A 21,024-nucleotide genomic window follows, 5' to 3' on the forward strand; every position below is an offset into this window, starting at 1 on the left:
ACAGACCTACCCCTCAGACTCCCCGCGGATCACAGCAAGCACTCCGTCCAGCTCATCGGGTTTCACCAGAACGTCACGCGCCTTGGACCCCTCGCTCGGCCCGACCACCCCGCGCGACTCCATGAGGTCCATGAGCCGTCCCGCCTTGGCGAAGCCCACCCGCAGCTTGCGCTGGAGCATGGAGGTGGAGCCGAACTGCGTGGAGACGACCAGCTCGGCGGCCTGGCACAGCAGGTCGAGGTCGTCGCCGATGTCCTCGTCGATCTCCTTCTTCTGCTTGGAGCCCACGGTGACGTCGTCCCTGAAGACCGGCGCCATCTGGTCCTTGCAGTGCTGGACGATCGCCGCGACCTCGGCCTCGGTCACGAACGCGCCCTGCATGCGGGTCGGCTTGTTCGCCCCCATCGGCAGGAAGAGGCCGTCGCCCTTGCCGATCAGCTTCTCGGCGCCGGGCTGGTCGAGGATGACGCGGCTGTCGGCCAGCGAGGAGGTGGCGAAGGCGAGCCGCGAGGGCACGTTCGCCTTGATCAGACCGGTGACGACGTCGACGGACGGCCGCTGGGTGGCGAGCACCAGGTGGATGCCGGCCGCCCGCGCGAGCTGGGTGATCCGGACGATCGAGTCCTCGACGTCACGCGGGGCGACCATCATCAGGTCGGCGAGCTCGTCGACGATCACCAGCAGGTACGGGTACGCCTGGAGCTGGCGCTCGCTGCCCTCGGGCGTCTTGAGCTTGCCGCTGCGCACCGCCTCGTTGAAGTCGTCGATGTGGCGGTAGCCGAAGGCGGCCAGGTCGTCGTAGCGCAGGTCCATCTCGCGTACGACCCACTGGAGTGCCTCGGCGGCCCGCTTCGGGTTGGTGATGATCGGGGTGATCAGGTGCGGGATGCCCTCGTAGGCGGTCAGCTCGACCCGCTTGGGGTCGACCAGGACCATCCGGACGTCCTCCGGCGTCGCCCGCATCATGACGGAGGTGATCAGGCAGTTGATGCAGGACGACTTGCCGGAGCCGGTGGCGCCGGCCACCAGCATGTGCGGCATCTTCGCCAGCGAGTGCATGACGTAGCCGCCCTCGACGTCCTTGCCGAAGGCGACCAGCATCGGGTCGTCGTCCTCCGCGGACTCGGCGAGCCGCAGCACGTCACCGAGGTTGACCATCTCCCGGTCGGTGTTGGGGATCTCGATGCCGACCGCGGACTTGCCGGGGATCGGGCTGATGATCCGCACGTCCGGGCTGGCCACGGCGTACGCGATGTTCTTGGTGAGGGCGGTGATCCGCTCGACCTTCACGGCGGGGCCGAGCTCGACCTCGTACCGGGTGACCGTCGGGCCGCGGGTGAACCCGGTGACGCGCGCGTCGACCTTGAACTCGGAGAAGACGTTGGAGAGCGAGGCGACGACCTTGTCGTTGGCCTCGCTGCGCGACTTGCCCGGGCCGCCCCGGGTGAGCAGGTCCAGCGAGGGCAGCGAGTAGGTGATGTCACCGGAGAGCTGCAGCTGCTCGGCGCGCGGCGGCAGGTCGCGGGGCTCCTCGGGGGCCGGCTTGGTCAGGTCGGCGACGACCTGGTCGGCCTTGAGCTTCTCCTGCTTCGGGCGCGCGGCCGGGACCGGACTCGGGGTCGCGGCCGGGACGGGGGCCGGGACGGGGTGCGCGCCGGGGCTCGGGGTCGGCACCGGCGTGGGCATGGTGTCCTCGCGGTCGCCGACGCCGACGCCCTGGGTGAGGTCGGCCACCAGCGGCGACGGCGGCATACCGTGCATGACCGCGCCGTCGAGGGCGGCGGCGGCCGCCGCCGCGACGTCCACGGCGTCCATCCGGCGGCCCATCTCCGGCTGCGGAACCGCGGAGCGCCGCGGGCGTCCCCGGCGCTTGGCCAGGGCCTCCTGCTCGGCGACGTCCGGGGCGTACTCCCGGGGGGCGCCGGAGCGCCTGCGGGAGCCCGCGGGCAGGGCCTCGCGCCACTGCTCGTCGTAGCGTTCGTCGTCGTCGGTGCCCTCGCCGAACTCACCGAACCCGTCGGGTTCGGGGTCGTTCAGCAGCCCGAGGCGGATACCGAGGGACCGCAGCCGTTGCGGGATCGCGTTCACCGGGGTGGCGGTGACGACGAGCAGCCCGAAGATCGTGAGCAGCGCCAGCAGGGGCACGGCGAGGACCTCGGTCATGGTGTACGTCAGCGGGGTCGCCGCCGCCCAGCCGATGAGGCCGCCCGCGTCCCTTATGCCCTGCATGCCCTCGCTGCGGGCCGGCGAGCCACAGGCGATGTGGACCTGACCGAGCACCCCGACGACCAGCGCGGACAGGCCGATCACGATCCGGCCGTTGGCGTCCTCCTGCTCGGGGTGGCGCATGAACCGCAGGGCGATCACCGCGAGCAGTATCGGCACCAGCAGGTCGAGGCGGCCGAAGGCGCCGGTGACCAGGATCTCCACCAGGTCGCCGACGGGGCCGCGCAGGTCGGCCCAGGTCCCCGCGGCGACGATCAGCGCGACGCCCAGCAGCAGCAGGGCGACGCCGTCCTTGCGGTGCGCCGGGTCCAGGTTCCTGGCTCCCTGTCCTATGCCGCGGAAGACCGCGCCGACGGCGTGCGCGACACCGAGCCAGAGGGCCCGCACCAGGCGGTAGAGGCCGCCGGTGGGGCTGGGCGCCGGCCTGGGCGGGGGTGCCGTCTTCTTCGCCGCGACCCTCTTGGCGGGCGCCTTCTTGGCCGGGGCCTTCTTCGCGGCGGCGTTCTTCGCCGGAGCCCTCGAGGGAGCGGCCTTCTTCGGGGGCTGCTTCTTGGCTGCCGAGGGACGTGAGGCCATGGGTGTGAGGTTACCGGGGGATGCGACAGCGGACACGTGTGCCCACTGCTTCACCCGTTCGTGTCGCCCCCGCGGGGACGCGGAACTGACGCACTCTCATGGACAACGCTGTCCGCGGCCGCGGTCAGTTCGGCGAGGGGAGCGGTGGATTACCGCCGCCGGTGCCCGGTTCGAGGGCGTCCAGCGCCCGGCGCAGGCCGGTGAGTTTGCGCTCCAGGTGGGCCGCCGTGGCCACCGCCGCCGCGTCCGCGGACTCGTCGTCGAGCTGCTTGGACAGCGCCTCGGCCTGCTCCTCGACGGCCGCGAGTCGCGCCGACAGCTCGGCGAGCAGTCCCGCGGACTCCTTGCCGGCGACCGCGCCCTTGCCGCCGCCCTCCAACTGAAGCCGGAGCAGCGCCGCCTGCTCACGGAGCTGGCAGTTCTTCATGTACAGCTCGACGAAGACCGAGACCTTGGCGCGCAGCACCCACGGGTCGAAGGGCTTGGAGATGTAGTCCACCGCGCCGGCCGCGTACCCCCGGAAGGTGTGGTGCGGGCCGTGGTTGATGGCGGTGAGGAAGATGATCGGGATGTCCCGGGTCCGCTCCCGCCGCTTGATGTGCGCCGCGGTCTCGAAACCGTCCATGCCCGGCATCTGGACGTCCAGCAGAATGACTGCGAAGTCGTCCGTGAGCAGTGCCTTGAGCGCTTCCTCCCCGGACGATGCCCGCACCAGTGTCTGATCGAGCGCAGAGAGGATGGCCTCCAGCGCCAGCAGATTCTCCGGCCGGTCATCGACCAGGAGGATCTTGGCCTTCTGCACCATGGCCCGCCCTCCTCGCCCCGGATGTGCACCGGGCGCCGCCCCAGGGGACGACTCTCTTTCGCCGCCCGTCCTTGTGCCGGTCATGGTAGCCGCACCCCGCCTGTCGCCACACCCTGTCACCGCGATGTCACTGTGCACGTAGCGGAAACGCGGCCGGAGTCCAGAAGGTTCCCCCGATCCAGCACTTCTACACGGGTTCGACAAGCCCTGGTCGGCAACTCCCGGTGCACACGGAAGGTTCCCGAAACGTTCACATCGCGTGCGCTCGTCGCGGTCACTCCTCGCGCATCCACTTGTCCATCACCGCCAGCAGGTGGTCCGGGTCGACCGGCTTGGTGACGTAGTCGGAGGCACCGGACTCGAGCGCCTTCTCGCGGTCGCCCTTCATCGCCTTGGCGGTCAGCGCGATGATCGGCAGCCCGGCGAACTGCGGCATCCGACGGATCGCCGTGGTCGTCGCGTAGCCGTCCATCTCCGGCATCATGATGTCCATCAGGACGACCGCGACGTCGTCGTGCTGCTCCAGGACCTCGATGCCCTCGCGGCCGTTCTCGGCGTACAGCACCGACAGGCCGTGCTGCTCCAGGACGCTGGTGAGCGCGAAGACGTTGCGGATGTCGTCGTCGACGATCAGCACCTTCTCCCCGCCGAACCGCACGCCCCGGCGGGGCGCCGCAGCCGTGGCCTCCTGCTCGGCCAGGACGGGCCAGGACTCGGTGATCTGCGGCGTGGCCCGGCGGCGGCGCCGGAAGAGCGCCGCGGCACCGTTCTGGGTCTCCTGGTACGACTTCACCTCGGCCGGCGTCTCGATCTCCGCGCCGGACAGCTCCGAGCCCTGGTCCCGGGAGGCGACCAGGTCCCCGGCCTCCAGCGCGGGCACGGACTGCTGGTAGCCCTGCGGCGGGAGTTCGCTCGGGTGGAGCGGCAGGTACAGGGTGAACGTCGAGCCGCGGCCCGGTTCGCTCTGCGCGTGGATCTCGCCGCCGAGCAGCTGCGCGATCTCCCGCGAGATCGACAGCCCGAGGCCCGTGCCGCCGTACTTGCGGCTGGTCGTGCCGTCGGCCTGCTTGAACGCCTCGAAGATCACCCGCATCTTGCTGGCCGCGATGCCGATCCCGGTGTCGGTCACGGAGAACGCGATCAGCGGCGCGTCCGGATCGCTGAGCGAACCGGCCTCCAGGAGCTGCTCCCTGATGCCCGCCGGGACGTCCCCGCTCGCCGGCCGGATCACCAGCTCCACCGAACCGGAGTCGGTGAACTTCACCGCGTTGGAGAGCAGGTTGCGCAGCACCTGCAGGAGGCGCTGTTCGTCGGTGTGCAGGGTGGCGGGGAGCTCCGGCGAGACCCGTACCGACAGGTCCAGGCCCTTCTCGGCGGTCAGCGGCCGGAAGGTGGCCTCCACGTAGTCCACCAGCTGTACGAGCGCGATACGCGTCGGGGAGACGTCCATCTTGCCCGCCTCGACCTTCGACAGGTCGAGGATGTCGTTGATGAGCTGGAGCAGGTCGGAGCCGGCGCCGTGGATGGTCTCGGCGAACTCCACCTGCTTCGGGGAGAGGTTGCCCTCGGCGTTGTCGGCGAGCAGCTTGGCCAGGATCAGCAGCGAGTTGAGCGGGGTGCGCAGCTCGTGCGACATGTTGGCGAGGAACTCGCTCTTGTACCGCATGGAGACGGCCAGTTGTTCGGCGCGCTCCTCCAGGACCTGCCTGGCCTCCTCGATCTCGGTGTTCTTCACCTCGATGTCACGGTTCTGCTGGGCCAGCAGCTCGGCCTTCTCCTCCAGTTCGGCGTTGGACGCCTGGAGGGCCTTCTGCCGGTTCTCCAGCTCCGCGGACCGCTCCCGCAGCTGCTCGGTCAGCTCCTGCGACTGCTTCAGCAGCACCTCGGTCTTGGTGTTCACGGAGATGGTGTTGACGCTGGTCGCGATCATCTCGGCGATCTGGTTGAGGAAGTCCTTCTGGATCTGGGTGAACGGCGTGAAGGACGCCAGCTCGATCACGCCGAGGACGTTGCCCTCGAAGAGCACCGGCAGCACGATCACCTGCGCCGGCGGGGCCTCGCCCAGCCCGGAGGAGATCTTCAGGTAGCCGGTGGGCGCCTTCTCCACCAGGATCGTGCGCTTCTCCTGGGCGGCCGTGCCGATCAGCGCCTCGCCGGGCCGGAACGACGTCGGCATGGAGCCCATCGAGTAGCCGTACGACCCCTGCATGCGCAGCTCGTAGGCGTCCTCGGTCTCGGCGCCCAGGTCCTTGCCGTCGACCAGGGGCATCGCCATGAAGAACGCGCCGTGCTGCGCGGTGACCACCGGCGTCAGCTCGCTCATGATCAGCGAGGCCACGTCCGCCAGGTCGCGGCGGCCCTGCATCAGCGCCGAGATCCGCGCCAGGTTGCCCTTGAGCCAGTCCTGCTCCTGGTTGGCGACCGTGGTGTCGCGCAGGTTGGCGATCATCTTGTTGATGTAGTCCTGGAGTTCCTGGATCTCGCCGGACGCGTCCACGTCGATCTTCAGGTTCAGGTCGCCGCGGGTCACCGCGGTCGCCACGCGCGCGATGGCACGCACCTGCCGGGTCAGGTTCCCGGCCATCTCGTTCACCGACTCGGTGAGGTCGCGCCAGGTGCCGTCGACGTCACGCACGCGTGCCTGACCGCCCAGCGCCCCTTCGGTGCCCACCTCGCGGGCGACGCGGGTGACCTCCTCGGCGAAGCTGGACAGCTGGTCGACCATCGTGTTGATCGTCGTCTTGAGTTCGAGGATCTCGCCGCGCGCGTCGATGTCGATCTTCTTGGTCAGGTCGCCCTTGGCGATGGCCGTGGTGACCATCGCGATGTTGCGGACCTGGCCGGTCAGGTTGGACGCCATGCCGTTCACCGACTCGGTGAGGTCCTTCCACGTACCCGCCACACCCGGTACGTGCGCCTGGCCGCCGAGGATGCCGTCCGTGCCCACCTCCCGGGCCACCTTGGTGACCTGGTCGGCGAACGAACTCAGCGTCTTGACCATCGTGTTGATGGTGTCGGCGAGCTGGGCCACCTCGCCGCTCGCCTCGATGGTGACCTGCCGGGTGAGGTCGCCGTTGGCGACCGCCGCGGACACCTGGGAGATGTTCCGCACCTGCATGGTCAGGTTGTTGGCCATCAGGTTCACGTTGTTGCTGAGGTCCTTCCAGATGCCCGTGACACCCGGAACGTGCGCCTGGCCGCCCAGGATGCCCTCGGTGCCCACCTCACGGGCCACCCGGGTCACCTGCTCGGCGAAGCTGGACAGCTGGTCGACCATCGTGTTGACGGTCGTGACGAGTTCGAGGATCTCGCCCTTCGCGTCGACGGTGATCTTCTTCGACAGGTCGCCCTTGGCGACCGCCGTGGTGACCTCGGCGATGTTGCGCACCTGGATGGTCAGGTTGTTGGCCATGAAGTTCACGGACTGGGTGAGGTCCTTCCAGGTGCCCGCCACCCCCTGGACCTCGGCCTGGCCGCCCAGGATGCCCTCGGTGCCCACCTCGCGCGCCACGCGCGTGACCTCCTGGGCGAACGACGACAGCTGGTCGACCATCGTGTTCAGGGTGTTCTTGAGCTCCTGGATCTCACCGCGCGCGTCCACGGTGATCTTCTGGGAGAGGTCACCGCGCGCCACCGCCGTCGCCACCTGGGCGATGTTGCGGACCTGGGCGGTGAGGTTGCCGGCCATGCCGTTCACCGAGTCCGTCAGGTCCCGCCACACGCCGGCCACACCGGGCACCTGCGCCTGGCCGCCGAGCCGGCCCTCGGTACCCACCTCGCGGGCCACCTTGGTGACCTGGTCGGCGAAGGCGGAGAGCTGGTCGACCATCGTGTTGATGGTGCTCTTCAGTTCGAGGATCTCGCCACGCGCGTCCACGTCGATCTTCTGGGACAGGTCGCCCCGCGCCACCGCGGTCGTCACCTGGGCGATCTGACGCACCTGCGAGGTGAGGTTGCCCGCCATGAAGTTGACGGAGTCCGTCAGCTCCTTCCAGGTGCCCGAGACGCCGTCCACGCGGGCCTGACCGCCGAGGCGGCCCTCCGTGCCCACGTCCCTGGCCATCCGCGTCACCTGGTCGGCGAAGCTGGAGAGCTGGTCCACCATCGTGTTCACGGTGTTCTTCAGCTGGAGCATCTCGCCGGAGACGTCGACCGTGACCTTCTGCGAGAGGTCGCCGTTGGCCACCGCCGTCGTCACCTGGGCGATGTTGCGCACCTGACCGGTGAGGTTGCGGAACGCGGTGTTGACGGAGTCGGTCAGGTCCTTCCAGGTGCCCGCGGCCCCGGCCACCTGCGCCTGGCCGCCCAGTTCACCCTCGACACCGATCTCCCGGGCCACCCGGGTGACCTCGGCGCCGAACGAGGACAACTGGTCGACCATCGTGTTGACGGTGTTCTTCAGCTCCAGCATCTCGCCGGCCACGTCCACGGTGACCTTCTGCGAGAGGTCGCCGTTGGCCACCGCCGTCGTCACCGCCGCGATGTCCCGCACCTGGGTGGTCAGGTTCCGGAAGACCGTGTTGACCGAGTCGGTCAGGTCCTTCCAGGTGCCCGCCGCGCCCGGCACGTTCGCCTGCCCGCCGAGCTGGCCCTCGGCACCGACCTCGTTGGCCACGCGCGTGACCTCGTCCGCGAAGATCCGCAGCGTCTCGGTCATCTGGTTGATCGTCTCGGCGAGCTGCGCGACCTCGCCGCGGGCCGGGACGGTCACCTTCCGTGACAGGTCACCGCTGGCGACCGCGGTGGTCACCTCGGAGATCCCGCGCACCTGGGCCGTCAGGTTGCCGGCCATGGTGTTGACGGAGTCCGTGAGCTCCTTCCAGGTGCCGGCGACCCCCGGCACGTGCGCCTGGCCGCCCAGGATGCCGTCCGTGCCCACCTCACGGGCGACCCGGGTCACCTCGGAGGAGAAGGCGGACAGCTGGTCGACCATCGTGTTGACGGTCTCCTTCAGCTCCAGCATCTCGCCTGCGACCTGGACGGTGACCTTGCGCGACAGGTCGCCCTTGGCGACCGCGGTCGTCACCAGCGCGATGTCCCGCACCTGGGCGGTCAGCCGGTTCGCCATCGTGTTGACCGAGTCCGTGAGATCTCGCCACGAACCGGACATACCGCGCACCCGGGCCTGTCCGCCCAGCTTGCCCTCGGTGCCCACCTCGCTGGCCACGCGGGTGACCTCGTCGGTGAACGTCGACAACTGGTCGACCAGGTTGTTGACGGTGCGGCCGACCTTCAGGAACTCGCCGCGCAGCGGGTGCCCGGCCCCGTCCACCGACGGGGACCGCAGGTCCATCCGCGGCGACAGGTCGCCCTCGGCCACCGCCGTCAGGACCCGGCCCACCTCGGAGACCGGCCGCACGAGGTCCTCGACCAGCGCGTTGGAGTTGTCCACCGCCGTCGCCCAGGAGCCTTCGCAGGCGCCCGTCTCCAGCCGTTCCGTGAGTTTTCCCTCACGTCCGACCACCCGGCGCACCCGCGACAGCTCACCCGTGAGGTGGAGATTGCGGTCCGCGACCTCGTTGAAGACCGCCGCGATCTCCGACATCACGCCGTCGCCGGACACCGTGAGCCGCTTGCGGAAGTTCCCGTCCCGCATCGCCACCAGAGCCACCAGCAGCCGGTCCAGGGCGGCCGAGTCCACCTCCGTGGTCCCGCCGCCCCGCCGCCCGCTCAGGGACTGTCCGCCTTTCGCGCGCGCCTTAGTGCCCCGCGTCGCTGCGCCAGACTCCACTGTGTCCCTCCCGCAGGGGTCGACCGTCACCACTGTGCCCGTACCACTGTGCTCGGATGCCGCCTTGTCCGGCCTACCGCTTCCTTCGGCGTACCCGTTACCACCGTGCAGGCGGGCCGGACCGGATCCGGCCACACCAAGGGCTGCTTCCCACCCGGAGCGCAACCCACTCGGCCTGCCCGGACCTTCATCGGAAGCTTGCCCAGTGTTTCACCCCGGCCGAACCAGGCCATAACAGTTCGGCAGCTTCGCACATCGTCCGCACACCCTGGGGCGTGAACACTGGCGACCGGCATCCGCTCGGACGGCGAAGGTAAGTAACCTTGCATGCGGCTGTCCAGCCGCGCCGGTTTCGTTCGGCCTGGGCGGTGGCACGAGAACGAGCGGGCATTCGGAGGGGCGGCCGCAGACCATGACCACCGGAGTGATCCCCGGGGGACACAACCCGGAGCCACGGCCCACGGGCGAGCTGATGCCTCAGCAGCGGCACGAGCCGTCCGGCCAGGGAAGCCCGCATGCCGACAACCGGCCGAGGAGTTCTGTGATCACCGCGCGCGCGGCCGCCAGCTTCGAGCCCGTCGGGCGGTCGGTCGCCACCGCCCGCGCCTTCGTCCGCGACACGCTCCAGGGGTGGGGGTTCGCGGACGTCGTCGACGACGCCGTGGTCCTCACCAGCGAACTGGTGACCAACGCGGTGGTGCACGCGGGCACCCACGCCGACGTCCTGTGCCTGCGCACGGACGACGGGGTGCGCATCGAGGTCGCCGACCGCTATCCGGAACGCGAGGTCCCGCTCCAGGGTTCCGCCGTCAACATGGGCAGCCCCGACCGCGAGGGCGGCCGCGGCCTCCAGCTCTGCGCGGCCCTCGCCGCCCGCTGGGGTGTCGAGTACACGCCCACGTTCAAGAATGTCTGGTTCCAGCTCGACCTCCCCGAGCGCCCGGTGGGCACCCGCGCGGCCGGTCCCTCGCTCCCCGCCGACCTGCTGCCCCTGGCCGACGGCCGGGTCCGGGTCGCGGTCGTCCAGATCGACCGCAAGGGTTCGATCACGGCCTGGAACGAGGACGCCGAGGAGATCTTCGGCCACAGCTCCGCCGAGGTCACCGGCAAGCCGCTGACCGACCTCGCCGCCTGGCCGCACACCCCCGGCACCGGCACCGGCGTCGCCGAGGCCCTGCAGCTCTCCCGGTGGGAGGGCAGCTACGGCATCCGCGGCGCCGACGGCCGCGTCACCTCCGTCTACGCCTCGCACCTCCGCGTCCGCGACACCGGCGGCGAGCCCTCCACCGTCTGCCTGCTGGTGCGCGACCACGAACGCGCCGTGCTGCAGACCCCGCTGCGCCTGCCCGCCTCCGACGCCGGCGGCGCCTCCGACGGCCAGAGCACCGACCCCTTCGAGGTGTTCATCGGCTCGCCGGCCCCCGACGACCTCGACGGCCTCCTGCAGCGCACGGTCGAACGCGCCCGCGACATGCTCGACGGAGACTCCGCCTTCCTGCTCCTGGCGACCGACGACGAGACCGAGTTGGAGGTCCGCGCCTCCACCGGACTGCCGTCCGCGAGGCAGCGCTTCGCGCGCGTGCCCGTCGAAGCCGGCCCCGGCCGTTACGGCTCGGCCCGGATGCCGGCCGTCCACGACGACCTGACGGCCGTTCCGGGCGCGGTCCCCCTCCTGGGCGGCACCGGCATGCGCTCGGTGGTCACGGTCCCGCTGAAGGTGGAGGGCCGCCTGACGGGCTCCCTGGGCGTCGCCGCCGAGGCACCGGGCAGATACTCCAACGAGGAGGCGCTGCGCCTCCAGTTCGCCGCCGACCGCATCGCCCTGGCCGTCGAATCGGCCCGCCTCGGCGAGCTGGAGCGGCTGCGCCGCGGCTCGCTCAGCTTCCTGGTGGAGGCCTCGGACCTGCTCGCCGGCACCCTGGACCGCGACCAGACCCTCGCCCTGATGGCGCAGATGACGGTCCCGACCCTCGCCACCTGGTGCGCCGTCTACACGATCGCCGACCAGGCCTCCGAACCGTTCCTGTCGTACGTCCTGCACGAGGACGAGGAACTCATCGACGGCATCAAGTCGTTGCTCTCCAAGGTGCCGCCGCCGGACCCGGTGCCCACTCCGGGCGCCCGCGTCTGGCCGGCCCCCGGCGAGCACGCCCACCAGGCCGCCCTGCGCAGCTCCATGCGCAGTCTGGGTCTGACCGGCGGTCCCGCCCGCCAGGTCTCCTCCGCCATCGGTCCGACGCTCGCCACCGCCTCGGCCGTGGGCGGCGAGACCGTCGTGCTCCCCCTGGTGGCCCGCAACCGGGTCATCGGCATGCTCACCCTGGGCAAGCCGACCGACGAGCACTTCCGCCAGGAGATCCTGGAGCTGGCCGAGGACCTGTCCCGCCGGGCCGCGCTGGCCCTGGACAACGCCCGCCTGTACTCGGAGCGCACGGCCATCAGCCAGGCCCTCCAGCGCAGCCTGCTGCCCCCGGACACCCCGCACATCGAGGGCGTCGAGGTCGAGGTCATCTACCGCGCGGCCGGCGAGGGCAACGAGGTCGGCGGTGACTTCTACGACGTCTTCCCCATCTCCGACGGCACGTACGGCTTCGCCATCGGGGACGTGTGCGGCACCGGCCCCAACGCGGCCGCGGTGACGGGTCTGGCACGGCACGCGCTGCGCCTGCTGGCCCGCGAGGGCCTCAGCGGGCCCGCGGTGCTGGAGCGGCTCAACTCGGCCATCCTGGACGAGGGTTCCCGCAGCCGCTTCCTGACCCTCCTGTACGGCGAGATGCGCCCGCTGGCCGACGGCAGCGCGGAGATGAAGGTGGTGTGCGCCGGCCATCCGCTGCCGTTGCGGCTGCGCCAGGACGGCACGGTGGAGGCGGCCGCGGAACCGCAGCCGCTCCTCGGCGTCATCGAGGACCTGGAGCTGTACGAGCAGACGATCACCCTCGATCCGGGTGACGTCCTCCTGTGCGTCACCGACGGCGTGACCGAACGCCGGGAGGGCACGCGCATGCTCGGCGACGACGGACTCGCGGACGTCCTCACGACCTGCACGGGCCTGACGGCGGGCGCGGTCGCCGCCCGCATCATGCGCGCGGTGGAACGCTTCGCGTCCGACGCCCCGTCGGACGACATGGCGATCCTCGCGATGCGAGTGCCCGGCCTGCAGAACGACTGAGAGCGCGGGGCGCGGGAGCGGGGTCGGGGCGACCGTCCGGGGCGGTGCGTACGCGCGCGTGGTGGCCCGCCCAGGGCCCGGGCATCGGTACGGGTGCCGGGTGGCCGGGTGGCGACGCCCGCGTCCGGCGGGGGGTGTCAGTCCCCCTCGGCGCGCCGTGCCAGTAGCAGCGGGAGGCGGCGGACGTCGTCCAGGGTCAGGGCCAGGCCGGCCAGCGCGCAGGCGGCGCGCATTCCGACCAGCGTGTCCGGACGGCCGGGCTCGAGATCGTCCCACTCGGCCACCCCGGCGGCCTCGAACGCCGTGCGCAAGTCGGCGGGCAGGTGCGGGAGGTCCTCCGCCGGATCGAAGTCCTCGGGGACGATCGTCTCGACCTCCTCGCCGTCCACGGCGTACGTGAGATCGGCGTGCCCGTTGATGGTGTGCACGGTGGTCACGGCCGTCCGCCCGCCGCCGGACAGCGCCTCCGCCGTACCGTCGAAGGTGTATCCGGAGTCGTCGTAGACGAAGGTCCATTCTCCGACGCGTCCCGCCAGCAGGGTGGCGCCTTCGCCCGCGTCGGCGCCGAGGGCCGCGGCGGGCAGTGACGTGAGTTCGTCCGGTCTGCCGGCGGGCAGTTCGCCGGGGCGGACCGACCCCGCCAGGACACCGAGCGTCTCCAGGGCCCGGCCGGGTTCCAGGCCGCGTACCACGTGCAGGCTGTGGTTCCCGATCGAGGAGGCCAGATCGCGGATCCAGACCGGCAGCCCTTCGGCGTCGAGTGTGTGCGGCGGGAATCCGGGCGTGGGCATCGGTGGCCTCCCTCACGGTGCTGTCGGGTCGGGGTGCCTGCGGCCGCCGCCCGCCGGAGCGGAGGTCGTCCCCGTACCGGGCGGGCCACGCGCCGGACGAGGGCACGGCGAGGCCCCGCGGCACCTCGTCGTGATCATCGGCCGGGCGCTCGGTCACCGTCAACGTACGACGGCGGAGGCCGCCCGATGGCGCACCGGCGTGGCACGACGGGGCAGGCGGCGGCTCGGAGACGGCTCGACGGTCGATGGGGACGTCGTTCTGGCCTTCCGGGCAGAGGAGCCCGGTTCGCGGTCCGGAGGGATCGCCGGCTGACGCATCATTCCGTCTCGACGTTCTCGGAATCCGCCCGCCGGGAGGTCCTGAAAGCGGCGTGAGCACGACACCCTCGTGGCGCCGGTGGACCCCGGTGCCGCGCGGCCGACGGCAAACAGAATCGGCTGGTCATGCGTTTTCAGATCCTCGGACCCGTGCGGGTGTGGCGGGACACCGCCGACGTGAAGCTGGGTGCTCCCAAACAACGCGCCCTGCTGGCCCTCCTGCTGGCGCACGCCGGCCAGCCGGTCCCCCTGCCCGCGATCGTGGACGCCCTGTGGCACGAGGATCCGCCGGCGACGGCGGTGAACGTGATCCACCGCCACGTCGCCGCGCTGCGCCGGCTGCTCGAACCCGACCTGCACACCGGAACCGCTTCGAGCCGCCTGGTCCGCACCTCCGGCGGCTACGGCCTGCCCGTCGCCGACGGCGAACTGGACCTGCTGCGGTTCCGGTCGCTCCGCGAGGACGCGCACCGCTCGGCCCGGCGGGACGACCGGGTGAAGGCCGTCGAGTTGCTGGTCCAGGCGCTGGACCTGTGGCATGGCCCCGCCGCCTCCGGCATCCCGGTCGAGGTGCGGGCCCTGCCGGTCTTCACCGCCGTCGACGACGAGCATGTCGCCGCGGTGAAGGAGGCGGCCGCGTACGTGCCCGCGGCGGGCGGCGCGCTGACCGAGCGGGTGCTGTGCACCCTGCGGCGGGCCGCCTCCCACCACCCCTTCGACGAGGCACTGCAGGCTCGCCTCGTCGAGGTCCTGTCCGCGGCGGGCCGGCAGGCCGAGGCGCTGGAGACGTACCGGGTCGTCCGGGCGCGCATGGCCGAGGAGCTCGGCATCGAACCCGGCCCCGAACTGCGCGCGGCACAGCGCGGCGCACTCGGCCACACGCGGCAGCCGCGGACGCCCCCGACCCACACGGCCACCGACACGACGACCGGCACAACGACCGGTTCGGCCACCGGCACAACGACCGGCACCCCAAGCACCACGCTCACCGACACGACGACCGGCACACCAACCAGCACGGCCACCGACGCAACGACCGGCACACCAACCAGCACAGCCACCGGCACAACGGCCGGTTCGGCCACCGGCACGGCCGAATCCGCCCCGGCCCCCGTCGGCGTCCCGGACCCGGTGCGCCCCGCCCAACTCCCCCGCGCGCTCTGCGCCTTCACCGGTCGCGGCGCCGAGCTGGAGCAGTTGGAGGCCCTGGTGCCCGGTCCGGGCGAGGCTGCCCGCACCGTCGTCCTCAGCGGCATGGCCGGCGTCGGCAAGACCACGCTCGCCGTGCACTGGGCCAACCGGCTCGCCGCCCGCTTCCCGGACGGACAGCTCTACGTCGACCTGCGCGGCTTCCATCTGAGCGGGGCGGCGATGAGCGGGGCCGAGGCCCTGCGTGCCCTGCTCGACGCCTTCGGCGTACCCGTGGGCCGTATCCCCTCGGAGCTGCCGGCGCAGGCCGCGGCCTACCGGACGCTCCTGGCCGGCCGGCGCGTCCTCGTGGTCCTGGACAACGCCCTCGACTCCGAGCAGGTACGTCCGCTGCTGCCCGCCCCGGACGGCTGCCTGGCCGTCGTCACCAGCCGGCACCAGCTCCAGGGGCTCATGGCCGTGGAAGGCGCTCATCCGGTCACCCTCGGCCCCCTGGACGAGACCGAGGCCCGCGCGCTCCTCGTCCGCAGGCTGGGCGCGGACCGGGTCGGCCGTGAGGAGGAGGCGGCCGCCGAGATCATCGGCCTCTGCGAGCGGCTGCCACTGGCACTGGCCATCGTGAGTGCCCGCGCGGCGCTCAACCCCGGCTACCGGCTGGCCGCCATCGCCGGGGAACTGCGGGCGAGCCACGGCAGCCTCGACGCGTTCACGGGGGAGCCGCCGCTGGCCGACGCCCGCTGCGTCTTCTCCTGGTCCTACCAGGCCCTGTCGTCCGAGGCGGCCAGGCTGTTCCGGCTGCTGGCCCTGCACCCGGGCCCCGACTGCTCGGCCGCCGCCGCGGCCGCTCTGAGCGGCGTCCGGGTACGCCAGGTACGGCCCCACCTCACCGAACTGGTCAGGGCCCATCTGCTCTTCGAGAACGAACCCGGGCGGTTCTCCTCCCACAGCCTGCTGCGCGCCTACGCCACGGAACTGGTCGAGGAGTTCGACGACCCCCGGGACGCCGACGCGGCGGTCACCCGCGTCCTCGGCCACTACCTGCACAGTGCCCACAACGCCTCGGCCGTCCTGGCCCCGCACCGGGAGACTATCGACCTGCGCCGAGCGGCGCCGCACACCCTGCCGGAACGGTTCCCCGACCAGCGGACCGCGGCCGACTGGTTCGACCGGGAACGCTCGGTGCTGCTGGCCGCCGTGGAGCAGGGCGGGCGCCACGGGGACGGCGCCTCAGGCTGGCAGCTGGCCGCCGTACTGGAGCTGTACCTGGACCGCAACGGACGCTGGCAGCAGCAGCGGACGATCCAGACCGCCGCCGTCGCGGCGGCGCGGCGCGGCGGCGACCTGCTGGGCCAGGCGCACGGCCACCGGGCCCTGGGGTTCGCCCTGAGCCGGCTCGGCCAGTGGGAGGGCGCGGACGAACACCTGCGGCGCGCGCTGGGGCTGTTCGAGGAACTCGGCGACACCCGGGGCCGGGCCCGCGTCCTGCGCTACCGGGCGTTCGTCGCCAACCGGCACGGACAGCACGCCGACGCGCTGGAGCACTACCGGTCGGCGCTGGAGCTGTACCGCTCGGCCGGACACCTGAACGGTGAGGCCGCCGTCCACAACGAGGTGGGCTGGACCCGTCTGCTGCTGGGCGAGTACGACAGGGCCGTCGAGGAGTGCGGCCGGTCCCTCGCGATCCACCGGGAGACCGGCGACCCCAACGGCGAGGCCGCGGCGTGGGACAGCCTCGGCGTCGCCTCGCAGCGGCTGGGTCACCTCGACCGGGCGCTCGACGCCTTCCGGAACGCGCTGGCGCTGTACCGGAAGGTCCGGGACTCCTACCTGGAGGCGGACACCCTCGTCCACATCGCCGACACGCACCTGGCCGCGGGCCGCACCGGTGGCGCGGCCCGCACGCTGGGGCAGGCGCTGGGCATCCTGGAGGCCATCGGCCACCCGGACGCCGACGGTGTCCGCGACAGGCTGCGGGAACTGGGCTGAACCGGGCGGCGGGCGGGGACCGTGTATCGCCCGGGCGTGTGCCGAGTGCTCGCGAACCTGGTTCCGGACCGCGTGGCGGACGGCCGCGGAAACACCGCGCGAGGCCGACTGCTGCGGAAGCACCGCGCCACGCCGACGGCTGCGGAAGCACCGCGCTGGGCGCGGCCCGGCCGCTGACGGGCCGCCGTCGCCCCGGCGGGCCCGCCGTCAGAATCCCGTCAGGATTCCGGTCCGCGCCTCTGCCACGATCGCCGGACACGCTGCTTCCGACAGGAACTTCGCCGAAGCAGGCACGAAACGCGTCGTGCCCGTCGGCACCGGACCTCGAACACGGTCCGGCCGGCGCACCGCCTCGCCCCGTCCTTCTGCGATCCCGCCCCTGCCCGGCCGCCACCCGGCCGGAGCCGCCGGTGCGAGCGGCGTCGACGGGCAGAACCTTCTCACCGGGATCGACATGACCTGCGCAGTGGCTTCGGCCGAGCCCGTGTCCGCGCACCGCGGGCACCATCTGCGGGTGCTGGCGGCCGACCACGCCAAGCCGCTCCTCGCCTACACCGAACGCATCCTGGGCGACCGCCACCTGGCGGAGGACATCGTCCAGGAGACCCTGATACGCGCCTGGCACCACGCCGACCGGCTGTGCGCCAACGAAGGTTCGGTACGCGGCTGGCTGCTCACCGTGGCCCGCAACCTGGCCATCGACCGCGTCCGCAGCGCCCACGCCCGCCACGAGTCCCCGGGCACGGCGCACCAGGGCGTCGTCCAGCACGACCACGGCGACACGGTCGCGGACTCCGTCGACACCGCGGCCCTGCTGCGCAACCTCTCTCCGGAACACCGGGAAGTCCTCGTCCACACCTATCTGCACGACAGAACCGTGCAGGAGACCGCCCGGATCCTCGGCGTCCCCGCGGGCACCGTCAAATCGCGCCGCCACTACGCCCTGCGCCAGCTCCGCAACCGGGTCGCGGCGAGGGCGGCCGCGGCCTGAGCCGTGCCGGGCGCGTCCTCGGACCGGGGTCGCTCCCCAGTGCGAGCGGGCGGGCTCGGGTGTGGAATGTCTCCGGCCGGCGCCCATGACGCCGACGATCGGCGGATACGAGGAGGCGGCGGTGGCGGGATCCGGGGCTCTGCGGATGACGGATCACGCCGGGGTCCCGCTCACCCACGCCCGGCCACGGGTCAACGGGGTGGACCTGCACTGCGCGACGGGCGGCAGTGGCGACCCGGTCGTCCTGATCCACGGCGTGCCGAAGACCATGTTCTTCTGGCGCCACGTCATCCCGCTGCTCACGCCCCACCACACGGTCGTCGCGCTGGACCTGCGGGGGTTCGGCGGCTCCGGACGGCCGGTGACCGGGTACGACACGCAGACCCTGGCCGCCGACGTCGTCGCGCTCATGGCGGCGCTGGGGCACGACCGGTACCGGGTGGTGGGCGAGGACTGGGGCGCGGCGGTGGCCTACGCCGTGGCGGCCTTCCACCGGCAGCGGGTCGTCCAGCTCGTGTTCCAGGAGACGAGACTGCCCGGTCTCCCGGTCCCGGACCTCGGGCCGCTCGACGCCGAGGATCCCCGTACCGGCTGGCACCGCTCGTTCTTCGGCCTGCCGCACTACCCCGAGTTGCTGTTGGCCGGCCGTGAGCGCGCCTTCTGGACCTACTTCATGCGGCGGATCATGTGGGATCCGAGCGCGTACACGGACGCCGACGAGGACGAGTACACCCGGGGCCTGGAGGAACCGGGCGGCAGCCACGCGGTGTTCGAGCTGTACCGGGCCACCGGGACCGACGCGGCCCAGAACCGGCCGCAGTTCGCCGTCCCGCTGGAATGCCCGGTGCTGGCCGTCGGCGGCCGCGCCTACCTCGCCTCGGAGCCGGCGGAGCAGATGGCCCAGGTGGCGCTGGACGTGACGCCGGTGGTGATCGAGCGGGCGGGGCACAACATCCCGCTGGAGGCCCCCGCGGAACTCGGCCGCCGTTACCTGGACTTCTTCGCGACCTCGGAGCGATGACGGTCCCCGAGGGCTGTCCCGTGGGCGCGATCCCGCCGGTGATCCGTGCCGGTTCGATTCGGGGTCCGAGCCGGTGCGATTCCGGGCCGGCAGCCGCGTGGATCTGCCTCTTGGGGCCTTCGGACCACCCGATCGAGCAGCGTGCGGTGTTCGGCCATGGCGGTTCGGCCGACCGGCTCCGTAGCATCCGATCGGCCTATCGGTCATCGCTTCGGGTGCATGGACAGGCGATCAAGTCCAACCAGAATGTTGAACGATAAACCACTCATTGCCGACCGCTGCTTTCGCGCTGGCTTGCGCCGCTCATTGAAGGCTCGTTCCAACCGTCCTGAAGCCTTCTCGCGACATCACGCAAATCTTCCGCAGAACAAGAGCTGCCGCTCGGCACTTCGCCGCGCCGCCCGGCATACGGGCGGCCGGAACGGAACGCGCCTTGGAGAACAGTGCATGAACCGCAAGACTTTGGTGCTGGCAGCAGTGGCCGGCCTGCTCGCGCCGGTCGTCACCGCGTGCGGCGGAACCGAGGGCGGGGGCGGCGGCGCGATCGTCGTCGGGACCACCGACAGATTCACGGCCACCAAGGAGGCCCCGGCTCCCCTCGACCCGGCCTACACCTACGACACCAACTCCTGGAACCTGCTGCGCCAGACGGTTCAGACGCTGATGATCGAGCCCAAGGGCGAGGGATCGCCGGTGCCCGAGGCGGCCGAGCACTGCGGCTTCACCGACCGCGGGGACGAACGCTACGTCTGCACCCTGCGCGAGGGGCTGCAGTTCGCGGACGGTGACAGGATCACCGCCGCGATCGTGAAGAGTTCCATCGAGCGGTCGTTGCGCATCAACGCGGACACCGGTGTCGCGGCCCTGCTGAACACCATCGACACCATCGAGACCCAGGGCGACCGCGACATCGTCTTCCACCTCAAGGCGGCCGACGCCACCTTCCCGTACAAGCTGACGACCCCGGTCGCGGGCATCGTCAACCCCAAGGACTACGCCGGGAACAAGCTCCGCGACGGCTTCGCGGTCGACGGCTCCGGCCCGTACACCTTCCAGGCCGACGTGAAGGACGACACCGTCACGGCGGTCACCTTCACCAAGAACCCCCGATACCGGGGCAGTCTGAAGACGAACAACGACAAGGTCGTGCTGCGGGTCTTCGACGACGCGGACGCCATGGGCACCGCCATCGGCAAGGGCGACATCGACGTCATGATCCGCACCATGTCGCCGGCGCAGATCGACAAGCTCGACGAAGGCACCGACGAGCACGTCAGCCTCGTCGAGATGTCGGGACTGGAAATCCGCTACCTCGGCTTCGACACCGACGCGCCCACCGCCGGGACCAAGGCCGTCCGGCAGGCGATGGCCCAGCTCGTCGACCGCGCCGACCTGGTCTCCAAGGTCTACGGCTCCCAGGCCGAGCCCCTCTACTCGCTGGTCCCGGCCACCCTGACCGGGCACTCCAACTCGTTCTTCAACAAGTACGGCGACCCGAGCACCGCCAAGGCGAAGGACATCCTCGCGAGAGCGGGCGTCACCACTCCGGTGAAACTCACGATGCACTACACCACCGACCACTACGGGTCGGCCACGAAGCAGGAGTTCGAGGTGCTGCGCAGGCAGCTCGACGCGAGCGGCCTCTTCGACATCACCATCCAGGGCACCCCGTGGGCGAACTTCAGCACCAATGAACGCAAGGGCGACTACGGCGTCTACGGCATGGGCTGGTTCCCCGACTTCCCCGACGCCGACAACTTCATCGCGCCCTTCCTCGACAAGGACAACTTCCTGGCCTCGCCCTACTCGAACAAGACCATCCAGCGGTCCCTGATCCCCGAGACGAGGCGGGAGGCCGACCGCCTGAGCGCCGCGAGAGTGCTCACCCAGATCCAGGACACCGTCGCCGACGACGTGCCCGTACTGCCGCTGTGGCAGGGGAAGCAGTACGTGGCCGCCCGGGACGACATCACGGGTACCTCGTACGCCATCAACTCCTCGTCCGTGCTCCAGCTCTGGGAACTCGGGCGCGGCCTGAGCGAATAGCCGCAGGACGGCCCCGGCACCCGCGGCCCGTCCGCCCGTCCGCCCGTCCGCCGGCGATTCGGCGAGCAGAAGACATGAGTGTGGCGGGGGGCCCCCCCCGGGGGGGGGGCCCCCGGGGGGGGGGGGGGGGGCCGCCGGCCCCCCCCCCCCCCCCCCCCCCGCGCCCCCCCCCCCCCCCCCCCCCCCCCCCCCCCCCCCCCCCCCCCCCCCCCCCC

General features: G+C 71.6%; 9 protein-coding genes. 5 read left to right on the forward strand and 4 right to left on the reverse strand.

The window, feature by feature from the left end:
* Window positions 1-6: 6 nt before the first annotated feature.
* The 3 genes from ACFY3I_RS05330 to ACFY3I_RS05340 form a co-directional block, all read right to left on the reverse strand.
* Window positions 7-2,802 (reverse strand): DNA translocase FtsK, encoded by a 2,796-nt coding sequence (locus ACFY3I_RS05330; protein WP_390859388.1) that lies wholly within the window; start codon window positions 2,800-2,802, stop codon window positions 7-9.
* 124 nt (window positions 2,803-2,926) lie between these two features.
* Window positions 2,927-3,607: a response regulator gene (locus ACFY3I_RS05335; protein WP_365296378.1), complete on the reverse strand. Its 681-nt coding sequence runs from the start codon at window positions 3,605-3,607 to the stop codon at window positions 2,927-2,929.
* A 274-nt stretch (window positions 3,608-3,881) separates the two neighbouring features.
* Entirely contained in the window at window positions 3,882-9,338 is a 5,457-nt protein-coding gene (locus tag ACFY3I_RS05340) for a HAMP domain-containing protein (protein WP_390859389.1), read from the reverse strand.
* A gap of 412 nt (window positions 9,339-9,750) precedes the next feature.
* Between ACFY3I_RS05340 and ACFY3I_RS05345 the strand changes: the two genes are divergently transcribed.
* On the forward strand, window positions 9,751-12,507 hold the full coding sequence (locus ACFY3I_RS05345; RefSeq protein ID WP_390859390.1) for a SpoIIE family protein phosphatase: 2,757 nt from the start codon (window positions 9,751-9,753) through the stop codon (window positions 12,505-12,507).
* A 137-nt stretch (window positions 12,508-12,644) separates the two neighbouring features.
* Here ACFY3I_RS05345 and ACFY3I_RS05350 read toward each other — a convergent pair whose 3' ends face one another.
* Window positions 12,645-13,298, reverse strand: coding sequence for a DUF6461 domain-containing protein (locus tag ACFY3I_RS05350; RefSeq protein WP_390859391.1), 654 nt, complete (start codon window positions 13,296-13,298; stop codon window positions 12,645-12,647).
* Window positions 13,299-13,742: 444 nt separating this feature from the next.
* Between ACFY3I_RS05350 and ACFY3I_RS05355 the strand changes: the two genes are divergently transcribed.
* From ACFY3I_RS05355 to ACFY3I_RS05370, 4 genes are all read left to right on the forward strand, one after another.
* Window positions 13,743-16,751, forward strand: a complete 3,009-nt coding sequence (locus tag ACFY3I_RS05355) for a tetratricopeptide repeat protein (protein WP_390859392.1) — start codon at window positions 13,743-13,745, stop codon at window positions 16,749-16,751.
* A gap of 454 nt (window positions 16,752-17,205) precedes the next feature.
* Complete coding sequence (locus ACFY3I_RS05360) at window positions 17,206-17,742, forward strand: sigma-70 family RNA polymerase sigma factor (protein WP_390859393.1); 537 nt, start codon at window positions 17,206-17,208, stop codon at window positions 17,740-17,742.
* A gap of 85 nt (window positions 17,743-17,827) precedes the next feature.
* Window positions 17,828-18,763, forward strand: coding sequence for an alpha/beta fold hydrolase (locus ACFY3I_RS05365; RefSeq protein WP_390859394.1), 936 nt, complete (start codon window positions 17,828-17,830; stop codon window positions 18,761-18,763).
* A 447-nt stretch (window positions 18,764-19,210) separates the two neighbouring features.
* On the forward strand, window positions 19,211-20,809 hold the full coding sequence (locus ACFY3I_RS05370) for an ABC transporter substrate-binding protein (protein WP_390859395.1): 1,599 nt from the start codon (window positions 19,211-19,213) through the stop codon (window positions 20,807-20,809).
* Window positions 20,810-21,024: the final 215 nt, after the last annotated feature.

Origin of the sequence: Streptomyces sp. NPDC001068 (genome assembly GCF_042897315.1) — a bacterium.
Classification (GTDB): domain Bacteria; phylum Actinomycetota; class Actinomycetes; order Streptomycetales; family Streptomycetaceae; genus Streptomyces.